This window comes from Streptomyces sp. SID9727, from assembly GCF_010550605.1.
Classification (GTDB): Bacteria; Actinomycetota; Actinomycetes; order Streptomycetales; family Streptomycetaceae; genus Streptomyces.
Genome location: NZ_JAAGNI010000358.1, coordinates 1 through 22,370 on the forward strand (window position 1 = coordinate 1; position 22,370 = coordinate 22,370).

General features: G+C 71.6%; 17 protein-coding genes. 12 read left to right on the top strand and 5 right to left on the bottom strand.

The window, feature by feature from the left end:
- The coding region (locus G3I41_RS24910; RefSeq protein WP_275408447.1) for an amidase family protein at positions 1–466 on the top strand (466 nt) is incomplete at its 5' end.
- Positions 467–805: 339 nt separating this feature from the next.
- Here G3I41_RS24910 and G3I41_RS24915 read toward each other — a convergent pair.
- The gene (locus G3I41_RS24915; protein ID WP_164402610.1) at positions 806–1,870 is read right to left on the bottom strand and encodes a biotin/lipoate A/B protein ligase family protein; all 1,065 of its coding nucleotides are present in this window, start codon (positions 1,868–1,870) and stop codon (positions 806–808) included.
- Between the two features lie 356 nt (positions 1,871–2,226).
- Here G3I41_RS24915 and G3I41_RS24920 point away from each other — a divergent pair, with 356 nt between their 5' ends.
- From G3I41_RS24920 to G3I41_RS24945, 6 genes are all read left to right on the top strand, one after another.
- Positions 2,227–3,210 (top strand): ABC transporter permease, encoded by a 984-nt coding sequence (locus G3I41_RS24920; protein WP_164402611.1) that lies wholly within the window; start codon positions 2,227–2,229, stop codon positions 3,208–3,210.
- A gap of 1 nt (position 3,211) precedes the next feature.
- The gene (locus tag G3I41_RS24925; RefSeq protein WP_164402612.1) at positions 3,212–4,132 is read left to right on the top strand and encodes an ABC transporter permease; all 921 of its coding nucleotides are present in this window, start codon (positions 3,212–3,214) and stop codon (positions 4,130–4,132) included.
- Positions 4,129–6,222 (top strand): ABC transporter ATP-binding protein, encoded by a 2,094-nt coding sequence (locus G3I41_RS24930; RefSeq protein ID WP_164402613.1) that lies wholly within the window; start codon positions 4,129–4,131, stop codon positions 6,220–6,222. The genes G3I41_RS24925 and G3I41_RS24930 overlap by 4 nt, the downstream gene beginning before the upstream one ends.
- Before the next feature lie 75 nt (positions 6,223–6,297).
- Positions 6,298–7,962: an ABC transporter family substrate-binding protein gene (locus G3I41_RS24935; RefSeq protein WP_164402621.1), complete on the top strand. Its 1,665-nt coding sequence runs from the start codon at positions 6,298–6,300 to the stop codon at positions 7,960–7,962.
- A gap of 263 nt (positions 7,963–8,225) precedes the next feature.
- On the top strand, positions 8,226–9,503 hold the full coding sequence (locus G3I41_RS24940; protein ID WP_164402614.1) for a glycoside hydrolase family 16 protein: 1,278 nt from the start codon (positions 8,226–8,228) through the stop codon (positions 9,501–9,503).
- A gap of 46 nt (positions 9,504–9,549) precedes the next feature.
- Positions 9,550–10,389 carry an inositol monophosphatase family protein gene (locus tag G3I41_RS24945; RefSeq protein WP_164402615.1) on the top strand — a complete coding sequence of 280 codons (840 nt, stop codon included), beginning with the start codon at positions 9,550–9,552 and terminating at the stop codon, positions 10,387–10,389.
- Here G3I41_RS24945 and G3I41_RS24950 read toward each other — a convergent pair.
- Positions 10,375–11,220, bottom strand: a complete 846-nt coding sequence (locus G3I41_RS24950; protein WP_164402616.1) for an SDR family NAD(P)-dependent oxidoreductase — start codon at positions 11,218–11,220, stop codon at positions 10,375–10,377. The genes G3I41_RS24945 and G3I41_RS24950 overlap by 15 nt on opposite strands.
- A 90-nt stretch (positions 11,221–11,310) precedes the next feature.
- Here G3I41_RS24950 and G3I41_RS24955 point away from each other — a divergent pair, with 90 nt between their 5' ends.
- Entirely contained in the window at positions 11,311–11,742 is a 432-nt protein-coding gene (locus tag G3I41_RS24955) for a MarR family transcriptional regulator (protein WP_239081828.1), read from the top strand.
- A 10-nt stretch (positions 11,743–11,752) separates the two neighbouring features.
- On the opposite strand, the gene G3I41_RS24960 is transcribed toward G3I41_RS24955, so the two are convergent.
- Complete coding sequence (locus tag G3I41_RS24960; protein ID WP_164402623.1) at positions 11,753–12,559, bottom strand: nucleotidyltransferase domain-containing protein; 807 nt, start codon at positions 12,557–12,559, stop codon at positions 11,753–11,755.
- Positions 12,560–12,685: 126 nt separating this feature from the next.
- On the opposite strand from G3I41_RS24960, the gene G3I41_RS24965 reads away from it, so the two are divergent.
- Positions 12,686–14,122 (top strand): NAD(P)/FAD-dependent oxidoreductase, encoded by a 1,437-nt coding sequence (locus G3I41_RS24965; protein WP_164402617.1) that lies wholly within the window; start codon positions 12,686–12,688, stop codon positions 14,120–14,122.
- A 100-nt stretch (positions 14,123–14,222) separates the two neighbouring features.
- Here G3I41_RS24965 and G3I41_RS24970 read toward each other — a convergent pair whose 3' ends face one another.
- Positions 14,223–14,411, bottom strand: a complete 189-nt coding sequence (locus tag G3I41_RS24970) for a hypothetical protein (RefSeq protein ID WP_239081829.1) — start codon at positions 14,409–14,411, stop codon at positions 14,223–14,225.
- A gap of 15 nt (positions 14,412–14,426) precedes the next feature.
- Positions 14,427–15,725, bottom strand: a complete 1,299-nt coding sequence (locus G3I41_RS24975; protein ID WP_164402618.1) for a hypothetical protein — start codon at positions 15,723–15,725, stop codon at positions 14,427–14,429.
- A 247-nt stretch (positions 15,726–15,972) separates the two neighbouring features.
- Between G3I41_RS24975 and G3I41_RS24980 the strand changes: the two genes are divergently transcribed.
- From G3I41_RS24980 to G3I41_RS24990, 3 genes are all read left to right on the top strand, one after another.
- The gene (locus tag G3I41_RS24980) at positions 15,973–18,537 is read left to right on the top strand and encodes a S8 family serine peptidase (protein ID WP_164402619.1); all 2,565 of its coding nucleotides are present in this window, start codon (positions 15,973–15,975) and stop codon (positions 18,535–18,537) included.
- Complete coding sequence (locus G3I41_RS24985; RefSeq protein WP_164402620.1) at positions 18,537–21,428, top strand: VCBS repeat-containing protein; 2,892 nt, start codon at positions 18,537–18,539, stop codon at positions 21,426–21,428. The genes G3I41_RS24980 and G3I41_RS24985 overlap by 1 nt, the downstream gene beginning before the upstream one ends.
- Positions 21,429–21,511: 83 nt before the next feature.
- Positions 21,512–22,370: BTAD domain-containing putative transcriptional regulator (locus G3I41_RS24990; protein WP_275408448.1), on the top strand; the 859-nt coding region annotated here is incomplete at its 3' end.

Genomic DNA, 22,370 nt, shown 5'->3' on the forward strand with positions numbered 1-22,370 from the left:
CGCCGAACTCGCCGCCCTGCACCCCGAGCCGGCGCTCCTGGACGCGCGCACCCGCAGCGCGCTGCGCACCGGCACCCGGCTGGGCGGCAGGGTGGTGCGGGCCGCCCGGGCGCGCGAGGTGCACCAGCACCGGCGGATCGGGGCGCTGTTCCACCACGGACGCGGCGGCGCCGGTTTCGATGTGCTGCTGACCCCGACGACCGCGATGCCGCCGCCCCGGATCGGCCGGTTCGACGGGCTGAGCGCCTGGCGCACCGATGTCGCGATGACCGAGGCGTGCCCGTACGCCTGGCCGTGGAACGTGCTGGGCTGGCCCGGTGTCAACGTCCCGGCGGGCTTCACGCGGGACGGCCTCCCGGTCGGCGCCCAGCTTCTCGGCCCGTCCCGCGGCGAGGAACGGCTCGTCTCGCTGGCGGCCCAGCTGGAGGCGGAGCTGCGCTGGCAGGACCACCGGCCGGTCTTCTAGGGCCGTGTTTCGAAAGTCCCGCTTGTCCGGCGACGCCTGGCACGCACTCTCGCCGCTCCGGCCGAAAGCCCAAGTACGTCCAGTACGGGAGCTTCCGGCCGGCACGCCGAGAGCACGCACCTGACGCCGTTCCTTACCGGGCGAGCCCTGGCTGACGCGGCACTAGGGCGGGTTTCGAAAGTAGCGCCGTCCGCCCGTAGGGCGGGTCCGGCGGCGTCTGGTGCGTGCGATCGCAAGGCGGAGGGTCGCCCCGATACTGGTTGTATCGGGGTGATCCCGACAACGCGGCGAGCGTGCGTGCCAGGCGTCGCCGGACAGGCGGGACTTTCGAAACACGCCCTAGGGCACCCGGGCGGTCCACTCGTCGTTCGAGAACTTCGTACGGACCAGTTCCTCCGCGCGGGCCAGCTCCTCGGGGGTCACCTCGCCCCGGGTCAGCCCGTGCCGGTTGCGGAAGGACTCGATCATGCGCTCGATGACGGCCTGGCGCGGCAGGCCGGTCTGCCGGCGGAGCGGGTCCACGCGCTTCTTGGCGCTCTTCGTGCCCTTGTCCGACATCTTCTCCTTGCCGATGCGCAGCACCTCCAGCATCTTGTCGGCGTCGATGTCGTACGACATGGTCACGTGGTGCAGCACCGCGCCCGGGCCGCCGTCCGGGCCGACCACGCGCTTCTGCGCGGCCCCGGCGATCTTGCCGACCTCGGTGGCGATGTCGTTGAGCGGCTGGTACCACGCCTTGATGCCCATGTCCCCGAGGGCTTCCAGCACCCAGTCGTCCAGGTACGCGTAGCTGTCCGCGAAGGAGAGCCCGGAGACCAGCGACTGGGGGACGGCGAGCGAGTACGTGATGGTGCTGCTCGGCTCCGCGAACATCGCGCCGCCCCCGGAGACCCGGCGGACGACCGTGACGCCGTGGCGCTCGACTCCCTCGGCGTCCACCTCGTTGCGCAGCGACTGGAAGCTGCCGATGATCACCGCCGGGGCATCCCACTCCCACACCCGCAGCGTCGGCGGGCGCCTGCCCGCCGCGACCTCCGCCGTGATGACCTCGTCCAGGGCCATGTGCAGGGCGGGGGACTGCGGGGCGTCGTGGATGAGCTGCCAGTCGTAGTCGCTCCACTCCGTGGCCTGCGCCAGCGCCCGGCGCACGGCGACGGCGACACCCTCCGACGTGAGGCCGAGCATCACCGTCGACTCCGGCAGCGCCGCGTCGATCCGGGCGGCGAGGGCCACGGTGTCGGTGGTCGCCGGGGCGCCCTCCAGGGCCGCGTCGATCGCGAGGATCGCCTCGTCCGGCTCCAGGAAGAAGTCGCCGGCCACCCGGACATCGCGCAGGGCGCCGCCCTCGACCTCCAGGTCCACCACGACCAGCTTGCCGCCGGGGATCTTGTACTCACCGTGCACAGCCCTGCCTCCACTTCCGTCCGGCCCGTCCGCCTGCGTACGGGCTCCGACCAGGCACAACGCCACCGACGCGCGGAATAGTCCGCCGGGCGCGCCCCGGCCGGCCCGTTCACACGGCAACGAGCGATTAGGTACAAATCATCATCTGTCCGGGCCGTTTGCTAAGGCCGTATTGCGAGGTCGTGGCGGGACCGGTCCGGACCTGGTGCCGGCGCCGGAGCCCGCGCCAGACTGACGCTCGCACGTCTGTGCAACGTTTCCCCGGCCCCCCAGAAAGCACCACCGCGCATGCAAACGCCCCCCAGACCAGGCGCCCCGGCGGCGCACCCCCTGTGCGCGGTGAGGAGGTGCCACCCGTGCTGCGCCATGTGACGCGCAAGGCGGCGGGCTGGCTCCTGATGATCGTGGTCGCGACCAACGCCACCTACTTCCTGGCCAGTTGGTTCCTCGATCCGCGGTCGAACTTCAGGGAACTGCGGCCCGTCCGCACCGAGGCCCAGATCGACCGGGCACTCGCTCCCTACAACCTCGACCAGTCGGTGCCCGTCGTCCAGCGGTGGTGGGACTGGCTCACCTCCGTCGTCATCCACTTCGACTGGGGCATGTCGCCCACCGGTGTCTCCGTCAACGGCGAGATCGGCTACCGCTCGCTCGTCAGCGCCGAACTCGTCGTCATGGCGACGCTCCTGTCCGTCCTCGTCGGCGTCACACTGGGCGTCTACACGGCGTCCCGGCAGTACGGCTGGGCGGACCGGGTCTCGCAGGCCGTGTCCATCGCCGTGTTCAACGTGCCCACGTCGGTCGCGGCGCTCGCCGTGGTCTTCGTCGCGATCTGGCTCAACCAGCACGCCGGGCTGCACTTCCTCTACGTCGCCGGTGAGAACTCGCCGAACGTCGAGGGGCTGCTGCCCACCATCGGCGACCGCCTGCTCCACCTGATCCTGCCGACGCTCACCCTCACCCTGATGGGATACGTCGGCTACCACCTGACGCAGCGCTCACTGCTGCTCGACACCATCAACGCCGACTACGTCCGCACGGCACGCGCCACCGGACTCACCCGCACCCGGGCGATCCGCCGGCACGCCCTGCGCACGGCGCTCATCCCGACGGCGACCTCCGTGGCGTTCAGCATCCCCGCGATCTTCACGGGCGCCGTCATCACGGAGACGATCTTCGGCTGGAACGGCATGGGCCGCTACTTCATCCAGACCATCAGCAAGAACGACGTCCACGGCACGGTCGCCACGGCCGCCTTCGCCGCCGCCCTGACCGCCGTCGGCGCGATCCTCGCGGACATCGCCACCGTCTTCCTCGACCCGCGCGTGAGGGTGAGCTGACATGGCCGTGGACACGACGGAACTCATCGCTCCCGCCCAGCCCGCCGAGCCCCGGCGCGGCCCCGGCCTCGCGCGACTCTACGCGCGGCGATTCCTGCGCAACCGGCTCGCCGTCGCCGGTGTCGGGATCTTCCTCCTGCTGGTGCTCTTCAGCCTGTTCGGCGGCCTGTTCACCCCGTACGCGTACTCCGACGCCGACTTCGCCGCGCTCACCCGGCCACCGAGCACCGCTCACTGGTTCGGCACCAACCAGGGCGGCAACGACATCTACGCCTCGGCGGTGCACGGCCTGCGGCGCTCGCTGGCCATCGCGGTCAGCGTCTCCGTCCTGACCATCGTCGTCGCCGCGGTCATCGGCTCCAGTGCCGCGTACTTCGGCGGCCGGGCGGAGAAGGCGACGCTCGCCGTCATCCACTTCCTGCTGGTCGTCCCCTCCTTCCTCATCCTCGCCCTCGTCTCCCACCGGCTCGCCGGTGACTGGCGGGTCCTCATCGTCGTCCTGACGGTGTTCGGCTGGATGTCCACCGCGCGGGTCATCTGGTCCGTCTCGACCTCGCTGCGGGAGCGGGACTACATCACGATCGCCGAGTTCATGGGGGTCACCCCGGCGCGCATCATCCTGCGCCACATCATCCCCAACCTGGGCTCCCTACTCATCGTCAACCTGACCCTCGGCGTCGTGGCCACCGTGCTCAGCGAGACCGCCCTGTCGTTCCTGGGGTTCGGCGTCCAGACCCCGGACGTCTCGCTCGGCACGATGCTCGCGGACGGCGCGGGCACCGTCACCAGCGCCCCCTGGCTGTTCGCCTTCCCGGCGGGCCTGGTCGTCCTGCTCACCGTCTCGATGACCTTCGTCGGCGACGGGCTGCGCGACGCCCTCGACCCCACATCCACCACCGGCGCGGCAGGAGGCCGACGATGACCCTCGCGACCACCCTGCCCACCCCGCAGCCGCCCGGCGACGACGCCACCGCTCCGGTCCTCTCGGTCCGGGACCTGCACATCACCTTCCCCTCCGAATCGGGACCCGTGGAGGCGGTGCGCGGCATCGGCTTCGACCTGCTGCCCGGCCGCACCCTCGGCATCGTCGGCGAGTCCGGCTCCGGCAAGTCCGCCACCGCCATGGGCATCATGGGCCTCCTCCCGCCCACCGCCGCGACCGGCGGACAGGTGCTCCTCGGCGGCCGGGACCTGGTCGGCCTCACCGACAAGGAACTCTCCGCGATACGCGGCAACGCCATCGGCATGGTCTTCCAGGACCCGCTCTCCGCGCTGACCCCGATCTTCACCGTGGGCCGGCTGCTCTCCGACGCCCTGCGCGTCCACCAGCCCCTGACGAAGCGGGCCGCCTGGGAGCAGGCCGTCGAACTCCTCGACCTCGTCGGCATCCCTGACCCCCGCGAACGGGCCGCCTCCTTCCCGCACGAGTTCTCCGGCGGCATGCGCCAGCGCGTCGTCATCGCGATGGCGATCGCCAACAAGCCGTCCGTCCTCGTCGCGGACGAACCCACCACCGCGCTCGACGTCACCGTGCAGGCCCAGATCCTCGACGTCCTGCGCCTCGCCCAGAAGGAGACCGGCGCCGGACTCGTCCTCATCACCCACGACCTCGGAGTGGTCGCCGGGCACGCGGACGACGTCGCCGTCATGTACGCGGGCCGGTTCGTGGAGCGGGCGGGCGTCGACGAGCTGTTCGCGCGCCCCGTCATGCCGTACACCGCGCGCCTGCTCGCCGCGGTGCCCACGGTGGACAGCGGGGTACGCCGGCCCCTCGTCCCGATCGGTGGCGAACCGCCCGCCCTGGTGGACCTCCCGGCCGGCTGCCCCTTCGCGAGCCGGTGCGCCGTGGCGCTCGACGCCTGCCGCACCGACGAGCCCGCCCTGCGCGCGGTCACCGGGCACGGGGACGTGGCCTGCCTGCGCGCGGACGAGATCGCCGCCGGGTCCCTCGATCCGGCGGGCGGGGCGGAGGCGGCGGAGCCGGGCGAGCCGTCCGAGGGCGACGCGCCCGCCGGGGACGTCGTGCTCCGGGTCGAGGACCTGGTGAAGACGTTCCCGGTCACCAAGGGCGCCGTGCTCAAGCGCCGTGTCGGCACGCTGCGGGCGGTCAACGGGGTCGGCTTCGAGCTGCGGTCCGGGGAGACCCTGGGGCTGGTGGGGGAGTCGGGCAGCGGGAAGACCACCACCCTGCTGGAGATCCTGCGGCTGAAGCGGCCCGAGGGCGGCCGGATCGAGATCGCCGGCACCGAGGTCGGCACCGCGGAATCCGCAAGCCGGGTGAGGGAGCTGCGCCGGGACGTCCAGATCGTGATGCAGGACCCGATGGGCGCCCTCGACCCCAGGCTGCCCGTCTCCGAACTGCTCGCCGAACCCCTGCGCGCGATCGGCCGGGACCGCGCGTCCACCCGGACCCGGGTCCGCGAACTCCTGGCCCTGGTCGGCCTGGACGAGGCGATGGGCGACCGCTTCCCGGCCGCGCTCTCCGGCGGGCAGCGCCAGCGCATCGGGATCGCCCGGGCCCTCGCGACCGAGCCCAGGCTGCTCGTGCTCGACGAACCGCTCTCCGCCCTGGACGTCTCCGTGCAGGCGGGCGTGATCAACCTGCTGGCCCGGCTCAAGCGCGAACTCGGCCTGGCCTACCTGGTGGTGGCCCACGACCTGGCCGTCGTCCGGTACGTCTCCGACCGGATCGCGGTGATGTACCTGGGTGACATCGTGGAGACCGGCGACACCGAGTCGCTGTTCGCCGACCCCCAACACCCTTACACCAAGGCCCTGCTGTCCGCGATCCCGGTCCCGGACCCGAGGCGCGAGCGCACCCGCGAACGCGTCGTGCTGGAGGGCGAGCAGCCGAGCGCCGCCCGGCTGCCTTCCGGCTGCGTCTTCGTGGACCGCTGCCCGCTGTACCGGCTGGCCGGCGAGGAGGTCCGCGAGCGCTGTCGTACGGAACGGCCCGCGGATTCCCCGGTGGCCGGGCGGCCCGGCCACACGTACGCCTGTCACGCCGTCTGAGGCGCCTCCCTTCCCCACCCGCTTTCCCATCCCTCGACCCAGAAGGAACACTCCGCCATGCGCGCAAGACTGGCCATGCCCGTCGCCCTGATCGCCGCCGTCTCCGTCGCCGCCACCGCGTGCCAGTCGTCCGGCGGGAGCGACGGCTCGGGCGGGGGCGGGAAGGACGCGCCCAAGGCCGCGTCGGCCGCCGTCGACTACAACCCGCAGCCGTACGAGAACATCAAGGACGGCGGCACGTACACCACCGTCGGCACCTTCGACGACCAGGGCAATCCCTTCAACGTCAACGCCACACTGACCGCGTCCCGGGTCTGGGGCTGGTACAACGCCGACGCGATCACGTACTCACCGACCGGCGACGTGCAGTACAACAAGGACTACTACAGCGATGTGAAGGTGACCGTCGACGGCGGAAACCAGAAGGTCGTCCTGACGATCAACCCGAAGGCGGTCTTCAACGACGGCACGCCCATCGACTGGCGTGCCATCGAGGCCACCTGGAAGGCCAACAACGGCTCGGACAAGGACTTCGCCGCTTCGTCCACGGATGGTTACGACCAGATCACCGCGGTCGCGAAGGGGAGGGACGCCAAGGAGGCCGTCATCACCTTCAAGGGCGTCAACGCCTCCTGGTCCACGCTGTTCACGACCTTCCTGCACCCCAAGGCGGCGACGGTCGAGAACTTCAACGAGGCGTACGTGAAGAAAGCCCACCCCGAGTGGGGCGCGGGCCCGTACACGGTCGGGAAGTGGGACACCCACTCGGGCAACATCACCTTCGTCCGCAACCCCAAGTGGTGGGGGAGGAAGGGCAAGCTGGACAAGCGGGTGTACGTGAACCTGGAGTCCACGGCCGCCGTCAACGCCTTCAGGAACGGCCAGCTGGACTACACCTCCGCCGTCGACGCGGAGAGCCTGAAGCAGGTCAAGGGCCTCAAGGGCACCGAGATCCGCAGCGGCGGCAGCCCCTTCGAGTACTCGCTGTACTTCAACACCGAGTCGGCGGTCCTCTCCGAGAAGGCCGTCCGCAAGGCGATCCAGCAGAGCGTCGACCGCGCCCAGATCGCGAAGATCCAGTTCCAGGGGCTCGACTACGAGGAGCCGCTGCCCGGTTCGGCCGTGCTCTACAGCTTCCAGAAGGGGTACGAGGACAACCTGTCGGCCGTGCTGAAGTACGACCCGGCCGAGGCGAAGAAGACGCTCGACGCGGCAGGCTGGAAGCCCGGCTCCGACGGAGTCCGCGTCAAGAACGGAAAGAAGCTCGACGTGGGTTACACCCTCCTGGGCGACGACCCGCTGGGCAAGGCCACGGCCGGGGCCCTCGCCGCGATGCTGAAGCCGGCCGGAATCCACCTCGACATCCGGAAGGGCGACGACGCGGACTTCGCCAAGACCATCAGTGAGCGCAGGTTCGACCTGTTCCTGTCGGGCAACCGCTCCATGGACCCGTTCGGGGCCCGCTATCTGTGCGACTTCTACTGCTCGGACCGGGACTCCAACATCACCGGCTCCGGCAACCCGGCGCTCGACCAGGAGATCCGCGCCACCACGGAGATCGCCGATCTGGACGAGCAGACGGTGGCGGTGAACAAGGTCGAGAAGAAGGCGCTCCAGGAGTACGCCTTCCTGCCTCTGTTCAGCGGGCCCTCCACGTACGGGGTGAAGAAGGGCCTCGCCAACGTCGGCGCGACGATCTTCCACACCCCGTTGCCGGAGACGGTCGGCTGGCAGAAGTGACGCCCGGCTCCTCGGGGCGCTGAATCAACGGCCCTCGGACATGTGCCCCACGTCCGAGGGCCGTTGGCGCGCGGCCCCTTGCTCGCTTCGACTCCTGTGGTCCGTACCAAACTCTTGACACCGGCTTTCTTCACTTCTTAAATCACGTAGCGAACCAAGTGCCCCTGCCCGCCCACCGCGTCTGCTCGACCTGTCATGTGCATGACCTCATGTGCACGGCGGGGTTCCCCTTCCCTCCCCCATACACACCGGAAGGGAGAGTCATGGACTCCCCACGCCTTTCGCGGCGCCTGCTGCGCTTCGTACTCCCGGCACTCGCTCTCGCCCTGGCCACCGCGGGTCTGGCCGGCACCGGCGGCCCCGCCCCGGCGGACGCCGCCGCGATGTCGCAGGCCGCGGCGACCGCCACGACGACCTTCTCCGACGAGTTCGACGGCGCGGCCGGATCGGCCGTGGACGGCAGCAAGTGGCAGATCGAGACCGGCGACAACGTCAACAACCACGAGCGGCAGTACTACACCTCGGGCAACAAGAACGCGGCGCTGGACGGCCAGGGCCATCTGGTCATCACCGCCCGCAAGGAGAACCCCGCCAACTACCAGTGCTGGTACGGCACCTGTCAGTACACCTCGGCGCGGCTGAACACCTCCGGCAAGTTCACCCAGGCGTACGGGCACGTCGAGGCGCGCATGAAGATCCCGCGCGGCCAGGGCATGTGGCCCGCCTTCTGGATGCTCGGCAATGACATCGGACAGGTGGGCTGGCCCAACTCGGGTGAGATCGACATCATGGAGAACGTCGGTTTCGAGCCGTCCACCGTGCACGGCACCCTGCACGGCCCCGGCTACTCCGGCTCCGGCGGCATCGGCGCCGGCTACACCCTGCCGAACGGCCAGGCGTTCGCGGACGCCTTCCACACCTTCGCCGTCGACTGGGCCCCCGACTCCATCACCTGGTCGGTCGACGGCAACGTCTACCAGCACCGCACCCCCGCCGACACCAACGGCAACGCCTGGGCCTTCAACAAGCCCTTCTTCCTCATCCTCAACCTGGCGGTCGGCGGTTACTGGCCCGGCGACCCCGACGGCAGCACCGCCTTCCCCAACCAGCTCGTGGTCGACCACGTCCGCGTCACCACCAGCGACAGCCAGACCGGCACGGGCGGCCGGATCACCGGACTCGCCGGCAAGTGCGTCGACGTCGCCGCCGCCAACACCGCCAACGGCACCCCGGTCCAGCTCTACGACTGCAACGGCACCAACGCGCAGAAGTGGACCGTGGGCGCAGACGGCACGATCTGGGCCCTCGGCAAGTGCCTCGACGTGGCCTCCGGCGGCACGGCGGACGGCACCAAGGTCCAGCTCTGGGACTGCAACGGATCGGCCGCGCAGAAGTGGGCGGTCAGCGGGGCCCGCGACATCGTGAACCCCCAGGCGAACAAGTGCCTGGACGTCACGGGCAACAACGCGGCCAACGGCACCCCGCTGCAGATCTGGACCTGCGCGGGAACGGCCAACCAGAAGTGGACGGTCAACGGCTGACCAACCCGGCCCACCGGCGCCCGGGGGCTCGTGATTGGCTGGAGGCATGATCGATGCCTTCCTCGCCGGTGACCTGACCGACATCGAGGCGGCGGTCCGCGCAGCGGCCGCCGCCGAGATCATGCCCCGTTACCGGCAGCTGGCCGCCCACGAGGTGGTCGAGAAGAACGGCCCCCACGACCTCGTCACCGTGGCGGACCGGCGCGCCGAGGAACATCTCACCGCCTCCCTCGGCCGGCTGCTGCCCGGCTCGGTCGTCGTCGGCGAGGAGGCCGTCCACGCCGACCCGAAGGTGTACGAGGCGCTGGCCGGCGACGCGCCCGTTTGGATCGTGGACCCGGTCGACGGCACCCGCCAGTTCGTCCACGGCGAGCCCGGCTTCTGCACCCTGGTCGCCCTCGCCCACCGGGGCGAGCTGCTGGCCTCCTGGACGTACGCCCCCGTCCTGGACGAGATGGCCGTCGCCGTACGCGGTCGGGGCGCGCGGGTCGACGGCACCGCGATACGCGCCGGCTCACCCGCGCCGGACGCCGTGCTGGACGTGGCGATGTCGCACCCCGACTACACCACCGACGCGCAGAAGGCCGCCCTGCTCGGCCTGCGCGCCGAGGGCTTCGCCGCCCGCCCCTGCGGCTCGGCGGGCCTCGAATACCTCGCCGTGGCCCGGGGCGAGCTGGACGCCACAGCCTTCAGCTGGGAGTACGCCTGGGACCACGCGGCCGGGCTCCTCCTGGTCGCCGAGGCGGGCGGCGCTCAGTCCACGCTGTCCGGCGAGCCGTTCCGTATCGCCGGCGGCAACGCCCTGCCCTTCACCGCCGCCCGCGACCGTGCGACCGCCGACCGGGTCCTGGGAGCGCTGCGCTCGGGCCGCTCAGAGGCCCAGTAGTCCCCGGGTGAGGGCGGTGAGGCGCTTGCGGGCCTCGGGGTCGTACGCCTGGTCGTGCGCCCGCGCGTCCGTGAACCGGTCGAAGTAGCGGCCGGTGACGCCGGTGAGGGCCGGGTCGGTGATCAGCCGCACCGTGGGGCGCACCCCCTCTGCGACGGGGACCGCCGGTGTCAGCCCGTACGCGCGCACGCCCTCGGTGTCCATCAGATGGGCCGGGTGCAGCGCGTTGACGGTGACACCGGTGCGGGCCGTCTCCTCCTCGGCCAGGTCGAACGTGGACATGATCATCGCGAGCTTGCTCCGGCAGTACGCCTCAAGCCCCTCGTAACCGCGCTCCATCATGAGGTCGTCCAGATCGACCGGCGCCTGCCCCATCGAGGCCACCTGGACCACCCGTGCGGGCGCCGACGCCGACAGCAGCGGCAGCAGCTCCCTGGTCAGCAGGTACGGCGTCAGGTGGTTGACGGTGAACCGCAGTTCGTGCCCCTGTGCGCCGAACTCCCGGCGCAGCGGCTCGCTTCCACCGCCCGCCACCGCGTTGTTGACGAGCACGTCCAGCCGGGGTTCGGCCGCCCGGACGCCGGCCGCCATGGCACGGACCTGGTCGAGGTCGGAGAGGTCCGCGAGATAGGTGCGGACCTCGGCCCGGCCGGCCGAGAGCGCCCGGGCCTCGGCGGCGGCCCGGTCCAGCCGGTCGCGGTCGCGGCCGTGCAGCAGCAGCGTCGCGCCGCGCCCGGCCAGGTCGCGGGCCAGGTGGAGGCCGAGTCCCTGGGTCGCTCCGGTGATGAGAACGGTGCCGGTGAAGGTGTGGGGTGCCGTGTAAGTATCCATGACCTGAGTTATATCAAGCTCTTGATGCAAATTCCATGCTTGTCTCATGCTCGGAGCTTGCTCTGTATTCCGCGCGGTACGCTCGCGAGCATGGGAATGACCGCCGGCGAACGCCTGGGCCTGGACATCAAGCGCGCCGAGCAGGCCCTCATGGCAGCCAAGAGCGCCGCGCTCAAGGACGCCGGCCTCACGGTCGCGCAGTACGCGGCGCTGCTCGCGCTCTCCGACAACCCCGGGATCTCGGGTGCGGCGCTCGCCCGGACGTGCCTGGTGACCCCCCAGGCGATGGCCGGGGTGCTCAAGCACCTGGAGGAGCGCGGCCTGATCGCCAGGTCCGCGCACCCCTATCATCAGAAGATGCTGGAGACCCGGCTGACCGAGTCCGGCACGCAGACGCTGCGCCGGGCCGACGAACGGGCCGTCCGCATCGAACGCCGCATCGCGGACGCGCTCGCCCCCGAGGAACGCGACACCCTGCGCGACCTCCTGGCCCGCTGCGTCACCGCGATCCGCGCGGACTGACCGGCCTTCCTCAGTCCGGCGCCGTCCCCAGCACCGCGCGCACCTCGCGTACCAGCTCCGCTGCCGTCTCCACCGCCGACGCGTCCAGGCCCCGCAGCGACGCGTCCACCCGGTCCGCGAAACCCGCCGGCGTCCCGGGCAGCGCGGCGGTCGCCGCGAGTGCGCCCTTCTCGTTGAGGCACCACGTGCGGTGGTGGGCGTGGAGCGACTGCGCGAGGATGCCGAAGGCCCGGGAGAGGCAGAGGGAGACATGCAGCCGGTCGCCCGACGGAGCCGACTTGCGGGCCGCCATGACGGAGAACTCCGCTTCCCAGGCCGCGGCGGCCAGCGCCTCGCGCAGCGGCTCAGGGTAGACCGAGGTCTCCCCCTTCAGGGCCGTCAACTCCCCGCCCGGGTCGGACAGTACGCGCCCGAGGGCGACCTCGCCGGGATACGCGGGCGACCAGAAGCCCAGCGGATGGCCCGGCTGGATCCCCACCTCGTAGCGGCCTTCGCGGCAGCCGGCCCAGACCGCCTCGACCCGGTCCAGGTCGCGCAGGATCCAGTCGACCTGGACGCCGTCCACCCGCAGCCAGCCCCCCGCGTTCACCCACGGACCCCAGCCGCCGGGACCCGTCACCTCGACCGGGGAGCCCTGGAAGGCGGCGGCCAGCGCGGACAGGGCGGCGGTGTCCGGCGCACCGCGGTAGTACACGCCCAGGTCCCAGTCGGAGTCCGGGCGGTGGGCGCCCCGGGCTCGGCTGCCGCCGAGCAGGACGGCCCGGATACCGGGCACGTGGGTGAGCCGGGCGGCCATCTCGGCGACCCGGGCGGTCATTCCGGAATCGGCGGGCCCCGCGAAGTTCTCCGAAGTCATCGGGTGAGGACACTACCCGCCCCCCGGCTGCCGGTGCCTGCGAATATCCTGGGTGCTCCGACCGTCGGCTGACAAAGGAGTCCGAAGGTGCCGTCGATGCTCGATGCGGTCGTGGTGGGCGCGGGCCCCAACGGACTGACCGCCGCAGTCGAACTGGCCCGCCGGGGCTTCGCCGTCCAGGTCTTCGAGGCCCAACCCGCGGTCGGCGGCGGCGCGCGCACGGAGGAGCTGACGCTCCCCGGCTTCCGGCACGACCCCTGCTCGGCGGTGCACCCCCTGGCCATAGGCTCCCCGGCCTTCGACGCGATGCCCCTCGACCGGCACGGCCTGGAATGGATCCAGCCCGACCTCGCCCTCGCCCACCCCTTCCCCGACGGCACCGCCGCCGTGCTCGCCGCCTCGGTGGGGGAGACCGCGATGTCGCTCGGTCCCGGGGACGCGGGCGCCTACCGCCGCCTCCTCGCCCCCTACCTCGGCCACTGGGACACCCTCGCCCGGGACTTCCTGCGCACCCCGTGGGACGGGCTGCCCCGCGACCCGTACCACTGGGCGCGCTTCGGGTTCGACGCGGTCCAGCCCGCCGCCCTGCTCTCCCGCCGCTTCCGGGGCGAGAAGGCGCGCGGCCTGATCGCCGGTCTCGCCGCGCACGCCATCGCGCCCACGAACGGCCTCGCCACCGGCGGCATCGCCCTGCTCTTCGCGCTCGCCGCCCACGAGCGGGGCTGGCCCGTTCCGCGCGGCGGCTCCCAGGCCATCTCCGACGCCCTCGCCTCGTACCTCCGGGAGCTCGGCGGCACGATCACCACCGGTACGGAGGTCAAGCGCCTGGACGAGCTGCCGCCCGCCCGCGCCTACGTCTTCGACACCTCGCCGGCCGCGCTGGCCCGGATCGCCGGACTCGGCCGCGCCTACCAGGGGTACCGCTACGGCGCCTCCTGCTTCAAGATCGACTACGCGCTGTCGGGCCCGGTGCCGTGGACCGCCGAGGAGCCCCGCCGGGCCGGCACCGTGCACATCGGCCCCACCGCCGGCGAGATCGACGACGCGCTGCGCCGCGCGGTGGACGGCCGGGACCCCCGCGTCCCCTTCCTGATCACCGCGCAGTCCAGCCTGGTCGACCCCTCCCGCGCCCCGGAGGGCAAGCACGTCTTCTGGGTGTACGGGCACGTCCCGGCGGGCTGGCAGGGCGACGCGACCGAGGCCATCGAACGCCAGCTTGAGCGGTTCGCCCCCGGCTTCCGCGACCTGGTCCTCGCCCGCGCCGTCGCCGGCCCGCCCGGCATCGCGAAGCGCAACGCGAACTACGTGGACGGGGACATCGCCTGCGGCGCCTTCGCCGGCCTCCAGACCGTCATCCGCCCCAAGCTCGCCCGCGTGCCGTACGCCACCGCGCACCCGGCGGTCTTCCTCTGCTCCTCGGCGACCCCGCCCGGCCCCGGGGTGCACGGCATGTCCGGACACCACGCGGCGAAGGCGGTCTGGCGGCGGCTGCGCGCGTCGGGGGAACCCGGCCGCCGCCGCTGACGCGGATCAGCCGCGCCCGCCCGCCCGTACCGCGCAGGTGTCCGTGTCGGCCGGGCACCAGTGCGTACGCCCGCCTACCAGGTGGAGTTCGAGGTCGGCGTCACGCATGCCGTGGTCGTCCAGCGCCTCGCGCAGTGGCCGTGGAGTCTCCGACGACTCCCGCGCTCGCGATCACGGCGGCCAGCACGAGCAGCCCCCAGAACCGGGTCGAGCCCGGACTGCGCAGGCCGCGCTCGATGAACAGCGCGCCGGTCATCCTCCGGACGGCTTCGGCGTCGACTCCCGCCATCTCCTCGCTCCTCTCTCAGGCGGGCCCGGCGCCCGGCTCCCGGTCCCCGGCCGCCAGGAACTCCACCACCGCCAGCAGGAACAGCAGGCAGAGCGCGATCCCGACGACGACCCACCCCGTCGGGTGCGCCCACAGCAGGTAGACCACCAGCGCGGCGGCCACCAGCAGCCAGGTGAACCAGGCCCGGAACCGGCGTACGAACGGGCCGACCGGACCGGTCCGCAGCCCCGCCCCGTCGGCCGTGGCCCGCACCGCGCCGATTCCGGACGCCCACAGCCCCCTGGCGGTCGCCGCACGCCGGCCCGGACCGGTGAGCCAGGCCGCCAGCGCCACGACGACCCCCAGGGCCACCACCATCCGTACCGTCGTCCCCAGGAACCGGGTCATCGCGTCATAGACCGCGCCCGCCGCCCCCGGCGAGACCCCGGCCGGGAGCGCGTTCAGATAGAGCGCCCGGAAGATCCGCAGGCCGATGCCGAGCAGGCCCACGGCTACGGCGGCGCCGAGGGCCCCCGCCACCAGCGACCGGCGCCGCCGCACCGCGAGCAGCACGCCCCCGGCGAGCAGCAGGACGGCGATGACGGCGAGCCAGTCGCCCAGGAATTGCAGGACCCGTACGTACGTCCTGACCTCGCCGACGTCCTTGGACCTGATGAGCGTGATGTCGGTGTGGACCTCTGGGATGTGTCCGGCCACCGCCATGCCCCGGTCCACCAACCGCTGCTTCACCCGGTCGATGACGGGGGCGAGGTCCAGCGTGACGGCGTCGTCGGTCAGCTCCACCGCGCCGCCGCCCTTCCCGGTCAGCGCCTTGTCGACGGCGCGGTGGGCCCGTCGGTTGCCCTCGGTCCACACCTTCTCGAAGGCGTCCGACGCGGCGACCGCGCGCGCCCGGTCGTGGACCAGGCTGCGCACCGCGTCCTCCAGCGAGCCGCCGAGCCGCCCGAGCGCTTTCTCCAGGCGGGGCCGGTCGTCCGGCGACACCCCGGACAGCAGCGCGGACAGGTCGATCCGCCTCATGAGCGCGTCGGTCACCCGGTCGGCCACGGCATCCTGGACGGCCGGATCGGAGGCGAGGGGGGCGACCGTGTCCACGTAACGGTCGGTGTTCCCGACCTGGTCGGACGCCCACGAGGCGACGACGGAGAGCGGGGCGAGCAGGCAGCCGAGGACGATGAGGGCGGCGGCGACGAAGGAGCGGCCCCGGTGGCGGGCCGGGCGGGCGCGCTTCTGTTCGAGCGCGGTCACGCGGTCCCGCAGGGCCCGGACCTCCTCCGAGGGTGAGGAGCCGTCACTCGCGCCGATGTCCGCCACCGCGCCTCCCACCCGTCCGATTTGCCTGACTGTCAGGCAACGTTCATCGGCGGGTTCACGCGAGCGGGGGTGGGCCGAACGGGGTCCGCCGCCGTGGGACGCGGCCCGTTCGGGGACACGTGCCGTGACGTCCCGGCGAACTGGCCTGACCTGTGGAAACACCGGTCGGGGTGGGCTTGTAATGCCCGAGTAACGCCCCCCTCCTAACGTGCGGGCTCCCCCGTACCGTTCCTGGAGGAGCATCCCGATGCACCTGTCCCGATCGCCCCGGCGGAGAACTGCCGCCTGGGCGGCAGCAGCGCTCACCGTCACCGGCCTGCTGATCGCCCCGCCGACCGCCGCCGCGGCCACCGGCCCGACCGCCCCGGTCGACTCCGCGCTGATGAAGGCCGTGGACAAGGGCGGCGAGAGCACGTTTTTCGTCGTCCTCAAGGACAAGGCCGACCTCACGACCGCCAAGCGCGAGCACGGCCACGCCGCGCGCGCGAAGTCGGCGTTCGACGAGCTGAAGGCGAAGGCCCACAAGAGCCAGGAGTCCCTCAACACCTTCCTCGACAAGAAGAAGGTCGGCCACCAGGACTTCTGGATCGCCAACGCGGTCAAGGTCACGGGGGACCAGGACCTCGTGGAGCAGCTCGCGAAGCGCTCGGACGTCGCGCGCATCGTCAAGGAGCAGCACTACAAGCTGGACGACATCGAGTCGAAGCCCACGGTGGCCGAGACGAAGACCGCGCTGAAGGCCGCAACCAAGGCCGCGGTGGCCGAGGAGGCCGCCCCCGAGTGGGGCGTCAAGGACATCAAGGCCGACCAGGTCTGGGACCAGTACGAGGACCGCGGCGAGGGCATCGTCATCGCCAACGTCGACTCCGGAGTCCAGTACGACCACCCGGACCTGGTCGACAACTACCGGGGCAACAACGGCGACGGTTCCTTCACGCACGACTACAACTGGTACGACGCCAGCGGTCAGTGCCCGACCAGCGCCCCCTGCGACAACAACGGGCACGGCACCCACACCATGGGCACCATGGCCGGCAAGGGCGGCGTCGGTGTCGCCCCGAACGCGACCTGGATCGCCGCCAAGGGCTGCGAGTCGGACACGTGCAACGACTCGACGCTGCTCCTGGCCGGCCAGTGGATCCTCGCGCCGACCGACCACAACGGGCAGAACCCGCGCCCGGACCTCGCGCCGAACATCGTCAACAACTCGTGGGGCGCCGACGACCCGACGACGACCTTCTACCAGGACATCGTCAAGGCGTGGAACGCCGCCGGCATCTTCGAGGCGTTCGCCGCCGGCAACGACGGTGACGGCGTCACCTGCTCCACGACCCACCCGCCGGGGGCGCAGGTCACCTCCTACGGGGTAGGCGCCTACGACTCCAAGGGCAAGATCGCCGACTTCTCCGGCTTCGGTCCCTCGCTCGTCGACGGCTCGCAGAAGCCGAACATCTCGGCCCCCGGCGTCGACGTCCGGTCCACCTGGCCGGGCAGCTCGTACAACACCATCTCCGGTACGTCGATGGCGACCCCGCACGTCGCCGGCGCGGTGGCCCTGCTGTGGTCCGCCGCCCCCTCGCTGATCGGTGACATCGACGGCACCCGCGCGCTGCTCAACGACGGTGCGATCGACGTGGACGACACGCACTGCGGCGGCACCGCCGGCGCCAACAACGTCTGGGGCGAGGGCAAGCTCGACATCTTCGCCTCCGTCGACAAGGCCCCGCACACCGCGGCCACCGTCACCGGCAAGGTCAGCGACGCGGCCACCGGCAAGGCGCTGACCGGTCTGAGCGTCAAGGCCACCGACGCCGCGGGCACCTCGCGCATCGTCAACACCGCCGCGGGCGGCGCCTACCGCCTCACGCTGGCCGAGGGCACGTACTCCTTCACCCTGCGCGGCTACGGCTACGCCCCGAAGACCGTCACCGGCATCCAGGTCACCAAGGGCCAGGCCCTGACCCAGGACTTCGCGCTCGACGCGGTCGACGCGCACAAGGTCGCCGGCACCGTCTACGACGTCCAGGGCCGCCCGCTCGCCAAGGCCACGGTCGCCGTGGACGGCTCCCCGATCGCATCCGTCAAGACCGACACCAGCGGCGCCTTCACCCTGCCCGAGGTCTCCGAGGGCAGCTACACCCTGAGCGTCACCCCGGCCGCCCCGGTCCTCTGCAACGGCGCCTACCGCGGCGCGCTCACCGTCGACGGCGACGAGACCGCAAGGGTCAAGCTCCCCGCCCTCTCCGACGCGTACGGCAACACCTGCACCCCGGCCACGTACTCCTGGATCAAGGGCACCACCAAGGTGGCGCTCACCGGTGACGAGGACGCCAGGACGATCGCCCTGCCCTTCCCGGTGAAGCTCTACGGCGTCTCCTACACCAGCGCGTCGGTGACCACGAACGGCCTGGTCAACTTCCTTGAGCCGCGGATCGGCGACTACGCCAACACCGCTCTGCCTTCGGCGGCCCGCCCCAACGGCACCGTCGCGGCCCTCTGGGACGACCTGGTCCTGGACAAGAAGTCCACCGTGCAGACCGCGACGACCGGTTCCAAGGGCAAGCGCTCCTTCGCCATCGTGTGGAACAAGGCCGCCTACGCCGACGGCACCGCCGGCCGCGCCACCTTCGAGGCCGTCTTCGACGAGGCCACCGGCTCGGTGACGGTCCAGTACAACACCGTGCCCGACCGCGGCACCGGCGCCACCGTCGGCATCGAGAACCAGACCGGTACGGACGCCCTCCAGTACTCCTTCGACCAGCCGGTCATCACCGCCGGCTCGGCCGTCCACTTCGCGCAGGAAGACAAGTGATGAGAGCCCACAACTCGCGCCGGGCCCTGCGGCTCGCCTCCGGACTGGTCGCCGCGGGCCTCGCGCTGACCGCCGCCCCGCACGCCCTCGCCGCCGACAGCGGTGACTCCCACGGCATGCGCCTGACGAAGACCCAGGCCGACAAGCTGGCCGAGCGCATGCAGCCGGACCCGTACGGCGGTGCCACTGCCGACGCCGCCAAGCCCGACTCGGACAAGTCCGTCGCGGACTCCGGCGCCTCCACCGACGCGTCCTCGAACATCACCGTCACGGCGAAGTCGGCGATCGAGAACGTGCACGGCCTCGCGGCTACGATGCCCGTCAACAACAAGGGCGACTACTTCACCCTGAACAGCCTGGCCCACGTCACGCGCACCGCTGCCGACGGAGCCGAGCAGTGGACCCGCACCACCGACTCCCTGTACGCGGACTGGGGAATCAGGCCGCTGCGGGTGTGGGAGAAGGAGCTCTACCCGCCGCACGTCGTCATGGGCTACAACGCCGTCAGCCCGAACACGCCCAACTCCGACCAGGGCTCCGACGCCGGCGACCTGACCGGTGACGGTGTGCCCGACGTGGTCTTCTCGGCCGAGGTCGGCATCAACCCGCCGTCCGGTGTCACCATCCCGGGCACCACACTGACCGGCGGCACGATGGTGACGGTCCTCGACGGAAAGACCGGTAAGACGGTCTGGTCCAAGTACTTCACCTACGCCAGTCAGGTCAAGATCGTCGACGGCGCCCTGCTCGTCGCCGACTCGCCGAAGTTCAACCAGTCCGCCCCGGCCGCCAGCACGGTGAAGCTCAGCAGCTTCCGGTTCTCGTACGAGGACGGCAAGCTCGCCGAGTCCAGCACCTGGACGTACGACACCGGTGTGACGGGCGCGGCCAGCTGGGGCGCCCTCCAGGACCTCGGCGGCGGCAGGGCCGCCGTCTCGTGGAACCTGCGCAAGACGGCCACCAGCGCCTCGCGCGGCCACACCGTCGTCCTCGACATGAACGACGGTGCGGTGCAGTGGCAGGCCGACAACGCGCTCTACTCCCGCCAGCTGCGGGTGGACGAGGGCCGCGGGCAGCTGGTCGCTGTGGAGCAGTCCGACTACACGGACGGCGTGCGCTACGAAATCGCCGCGTACGACCTCGCCGACGGTCGTCGCACCACGCTCGACACCCGGGTCAATGTGCTGCCCACCGCCCTGGCGGTCGGTGACCTCAGTGGCAGGGCGGACGCCGAGTACGCCGTCTCCGAGTCATCGCTGACGGACTCGATGTTCGTTAACGCGAGCACCGTCCGCGTCCTGGACGGGGACGACCCCGAGACCGCGCTCTGGCAGCACACCACCAAGCGCGACGTCTCCAACGGCCACGACGGCCCGAGCACGTGGCACCTCGACGTGGTCGGCAAGAAGCTGGTCGCGACGGCCTCGGACGACAAGCAGTTCGCGTCGGCCGTCAACGTCAGCCGGTACGGCTCCCTGACGGTCTTCTCCGGCAAGGGCAAGATCAGCTGGCAGACCAAGGGCGCCACCGCGTCACCCATGTTCCAGGACGTCTTCAAGGACAAGACCGGCCGGCACGTCCGGGTCGTGGACGGTGATCAGAACGTCCGCACGTACGCCTTCGGCAACGGCAGCCAGGAGCGGCTGACGCCGCTTCAGGGAGACATGGCGTACGGCAAGTCGCTCGACATCGACGGGGACAAGAAGGACGACTTCGTCGAGGGCGGCGCCTCCCACGGCATCTGGGCCTACTCGGGCACCTCGCTGCTCGACGGCAAGCCGAAGAAGCTGTGGCAGACCACCCTGCCGGGCTCGGTCCACGGCATCGAGACCGCCGACGTCACCGGGAACAAGACCCCGGAGATCGTCGTGGCCACGGACGGCGCGGTCGTCGTGCTCGACTCGAAGACCGGTGCCGTCCTGAACACCATCGACAGCGAGGGTCAGTTCGTCCACTCAGTGACGCTCGCGGACGTCGACGGCGACAAGAAGTCGGACATACTCGTCCCGACCGACAAGCTGCGCGTCTACAGGGGCAACGGCAAGGCGCTGTGGACGTACGCCGCCCCGGCGGACGCCGGTGACGTCCTGTTCTCCGAGCCGTCGACGGGCGACGGCAAGGTGTACGTGCAGTACACGAGCAAGAACTCCTTCGACGTGGCCGCCCCCGCCATGCGCGCCGTGCAGCTCGCTGCGAAGACCGGCGCGCTCGGCTGGGCCGAAGCGCCGAAGGCTCCGGCCACCGCCCTGGACGCCAAGGTTCGCGGTGGACTGCTCGACAACGCGGTGTACGCCTCGCCCGCGATCCCGTACGCCGACGGCCACGCCGTCGTCTACACCTGGGTGGCCTGGACGCCCACCGGCCTCAGTGGCACGGACGCCTTCAGCCCGCACAACGTCATGGAGATCCGTGACGGCCGTACCGGCGAGGTACTGCACACGGCGATCACCGGGGGGCTGTGGACCCACAGCAACTACTTCGACGGCGACGGAGTCCTGCTCGGCTCGGGCACCGCGGCGATCTACTCGTTCGGCGCCGACGGCGACGCGGACAACCGCGTCTTCCTGACCCCGCCGACCGGGAACGCGTCCTGGATCACCGCCCCGAACGGGGACAAGGTGATCATGACCGGCGGCACCGGCGGGGTGTACCTCTGGGACCCGGCCGTCGTGACCGGCGACCAGCAGTACCCGGACTACCTCGGCAAGGCGCCCTCCGCCGGCGGTGCCCGCAACTACGCCACCGGTGACTTCGACGGTGACGGGGCGGAAGAGGCCGTGATGCTCAACTTCGACGAGCGTGGTGTCAACCAGGCGGCCGAGCTGCTCGGCGGCGGCTACTACGTCCCGAACGACAGCACCCACTACACGATCACCCTCAAGCTCTCCTGAGCCCGGGCGGTCACCCCGCCCGCCGCCCCCTCCGGCACTCGCCGGAGGGGGCGGCGGCATGTCCGGTTAAAGTGGGCGCCCTCATGAACGAGCGGCACACAGCACACAGCACGGACCAGGCCCCGCCCCTGGTGCGCATACACCTTTTCGGTGGCTTCCGGGTGACTCGCGACGGCGGACCGGCCCTGGCCGAGCGCTGGCCGCGGCAGACCGCCCAGGCCCTGGTGAAGCTGCTCGCCGTCGTACCCGGACACCGGCTCCACCGCGAACAGGTCATCGACGTCTGCTGGCCCGACACGGATCCGCAAGCCGCCCAGGGGAGTCTGCGCGTCGCCCTGCACGCCGCCCGCCGGGCCCTCGAACCCGAGCTGGCCTCCCGCGCCACCTCCTCGTACCTCGTCTCCGAAGGCGGACTGCTCCACCTCGACCCCGCCCGCGTCCGCATCGACGCCGACCGCGCCGAGGAGGAGGCCCGCACGGCGCTCGCCGCCGGTGGCGTGGACGGTCTCCGCGCGGCCCTGGACCGCTTCTCCGGCGAACTCCTCCCCGATGACCGATACGCCGACTGGGCCGAGGGCCGCCGTTCCCAGCTCGCCGACCTCAAGGAACGCCTGCTCCTCGCCCTCGGCGACGCCCACCTCCGGGCCGGCGAGCCCCAGGAGACGGTCACCCTCGCGGAACGGCTCCTGGACGGCAACCCCGCCGAGGAGCTGGCCCACCGCCTCCTCATCGACGCCTACACCCGGCTCGGGCTGCGCCGCCGCGCGGTGCGGCAGTACCACGTCTGCCGGGCGGCCCTCGACGCCGAACTGGGCGTACGGCCGGGCCCGGAGACCGAACGCCTGCACCGCGCGGCCCTCGCGGCGGAGCCCGCCGGACCGCCGTCCGTGCCCTCCCTGCCCGCCTCGCTCCGGGTCCCCGCCGCCACCCCGCTGCGCGGGC